We start from the raw sequence: 2785 nt of genomic DNA on the forward strand, positions 1-2785 counted from the left end.
GATTAGCAGGCGAGCCTCGAGAAGCCGGCCGCGTACATTGCCCTTGTCCTTGTCCAGCACTTTTTCCACGATTTTGCGGGCTTCTTCAGGCTTCCCCATGTCCAGGTAAAGTCCGGCCACCGCGTTCTGAATTTCCACATTGTCGGGCTGCAGTTCCATGGCTTTGTTCATCCACTCTAGGGCCTGGTCCCACTTCTTCTGGGAGGCATAGAAGGCTCCCAGGGTCATTTTGGGTCCAGCCTCGTCCGGAGCCATCTGGACTGCCTTCAAGTAGGCTGCTTTTGCAGACTCCAGGTCACCATGGCGCAGGTAAAAGTTGCCCAGCTCGGTCTGCAGACTTGCATTATTCTTGTCAAGGTTGATCGCCTGCTTGATCTCTGTTTCTGCCTCCGCCAGTTTGCCCCGCTGCTCGTAAAAACGGGCAAGCTCCATCCTGGCCGCAGCGTTTTTCGGGCTGGCATCCACAGCCTGTTCCAGGTAGTCCCTGGCCTGCGAAAACTTTTGCTGTCTGCCGGCAATGCGAGCCAGGGCAATGTAGGCCCTGATATTTTTCGGATCCAGCTCAGTTATCTTCTCGAGCACCCTGGAGGCTTCATCTGCTTTGCCATCCTGCAGGAGCAGGGCCATCCGCAGGAACAGACCATCCACGTTTTGCGGTTCTTTTTCCAGCACCAGGTCCGCCTTTTCCCTGGCCTCCTCAGGTTTTCTGGCAAGCAGATAAAACTGTCCGAGCTTTAGCTGGGCGTCTATGTTTTCAGGATCCAGTTCAACTGTCTTGGAAAGTTCTGCAAAGGCCTCCTGTACATGGCCGGTCTTCAAGTACGCCAGGGCAAGCTGATAGTGGGCAGCAGCAAACTTGGGATCTGCCTGCACCGCATTCTTGTATTCGATAATGGCCTTGTCGTATTCCTGACTGGCAAAATATTCTGCCCCACGCTTCATATGCTTTGCTCTTTTTTCGGCCGGGTTGCCGCTGCACGCAAGCAGCAGCAAGATGATTGCCACAAGAGCATACCTGCTCCGACGGTTGTCACTAGAAAGTTGCATGCAAACCTCCCTCGAGGATGTGGGTAGAAGCAACACAGCCTTTCCTATATAGAGAATTATGAGCAGATGCGCAAGTCGAGTTGTAGGGTCATAGGGTCGTAGGGTCATAGGGTCGTTGGGTCGTTGGGTCGTAGGGTCGTAGAGTCGTTGGGTCATGGGGTTGTAGGGTCGTTGGGTTGGAGAGGGTGGGTGGGGAGAAGGGAGAGTGCTTTGGGCAATCCTTGCTCGGCACCCTGTGGCCAGGCCATTTCCTTATTCGACACGGGTTCTGCTTCCCCGCTTCCTGGCTCTATTTCTTTCCACCCGACTCCATGTTGTCAATCTGGCACATTTTGTGCTTAAAGTTTACATACCAGGCAAAAACCACCAGCAAAGACCCGGCGGAATATTCCAATGACAAACATATTAGTTGCACTCTGCATCTGGCTTGTGGCCTCCATTGTTGCCGGCTTTGCCTTTTGCCGCTTCTGCCACCTGAGACCCCGGGTGCACCATATGCCTCAACCCTCTGAGCACAACTGTGCATCTTTGCCTTATTTCCCCGCAGATCCACAGTCGGAAAACGACATCAACGAACAGGAAGTTGCCTGATCTGGCAATGGCCTTGAGGAGTCGCGCTGGTTCCTACACCGTGCTCTGCCGCCCGATTCTCGAGGCCAATTGATCCACTGTAATGGCGCTGAACAGCACCACCCCAAATACGAGCCAGCTGACGATAATATGCGGTTTGTGCCCGGCCATGAACGGTCCAATATAATATGCTGCCAGAGCGATGCTGCTGAGCCGCAGCACACCTGCGATGATCGCTATCGGCACAGATGCCAGCACCACCAGGATTCTTGCTATGGCGCTCTTCTTCAAGACAAAGGCATAGGCAAGACTGAAAACAAAGAAAGAGAGGAGGTAGCGAATGCCGCTGCAGCTCGGAGCTACCAGCAGGCTGACATTTGGCAGGTAGAGGGTGAAGCCGTCGCGATAAATGGGCAGGTGAAGCAGCTGGGTGAAGCCAACGCAGCCTGCCGTGGTCAGACTGCGCATCCATTCAGCAAGCCGGCTGTAGACAGTTGCAGGCAAGGGAACCATGGTGACAAGGAAAAAGATTGGAAAGATGACCTCTTTGCAAAGCTGCCAGCCGAACAGTGTCAGAGTCAGCCCTGCCGTGAGCAGAAGAAATGACAGTATCGGCAGCATAATTTCTTTGCTTCCATGGGCAGAGTAGAGGAGGATGAATGCAGCGGCTGCCAGGACGCCTCCCGGTAAAAATGAGCAGCGCAGCTGCGCTTTTTTGAGTCGATCGCGCTTCAGCCAGACAAAATAGCCCGACAGAAAAGGCACGAAAATGCCGTGCGAGCTGCCCTCTCGGTGAAGGGTAGCACTGACAAGCCCCGCCAGTGGTTCACCATATAGGACAAAGACCGCTGCCGCCAGCAGGGCAAGCAGGATGAACAGCCGCGTTGTCGCCTTCATATGAACTCCCCGGTTAGCAGCCCAGGTGGTTGATCTCTGGAAGGGCTGCCTTTTTCGAGATCCTCGCCAGTTCAGGTTCAACTCTCCCTTGCATTGTGCTGGCCTGCGTTACCCCCAGCCTGACTGTCAATTTGCAAGAGCCTCTTGTCAACTTTGCCGCTGCTGGTTCTTGGCAGCTCGGCGACTATCTCAACGTACTTGGGTACCATGAAATGTTCCAGGTTGTCGCTGCAGTGCTGCTGTACTGCCTTTTTGGAAAGGGAAGATGGAG

Annotated in this window: 4 protein-coding genes; 1 reads left to right on the plus strand and 3 read right to left on the minus strand. The window is 54.3% G+C overall.

What is annotated here, in order from left to right; translation table 11 throughout:
- The coding region (locus JRI89_17440) for a tetratricopeptide repeat protein (protein MBW2073015.1) at positions 1 to 1047 on the minus strand (1047 nt) is incomplete at its 3' end.
- A gap of 393 nt (positions 1048 to 1440) precedes the next feature.
- On the opposite strand from JRI89_17440, the gene JRI89_17445 reads away from it, so the two are divergent.
- Complete coding sequence (locus JRI89_17445) at positions 1441 to 1638, plus strand: hypothetical protein (GenBank protein MBW2073016.1); 198 nt, start codon at positions 1441 to 1443, stop codon at positions 1636 to 1638.
- Positions 1639 to 1671: 33 nt separating this feature from the next.
- On the opposite strand, the gene JRI89_17450 is transcribed toward JRI89_17445, so the two are convergent.
- Both JRI89_17450 and JRI89_17455 read right to left on the minus strand, forming a co-directional pair.
- Positions 1672 to 2514, minus strand: coding sequence for an exosortase/archaeosortase family protein (locus JRI89_17450; protein ID MBW2073017.1), 843 nt, complete (start codon positions 2512 to 2514; stop codon positions 1672 to 1674).
- 77 nt (positions 2515 to 2591) lie between these two features.
- Positions 2592 to 2785: hypothetical protein (locus JRI89_17455; GenBank protein MBW2073018.1), on the minus strand; the 194-nt coding region annotated here is incomplete at its 5' end.

The sequence above is a fragment of the Deltaproteobacteria bacterium genome (assembly GCA_019309045.1).
Taxonomy (GTDB): domain Bacteria; phylum Desulfobacterota; class Syntrophobacteria; order BM002; family BM002; genus JAFDGZ01.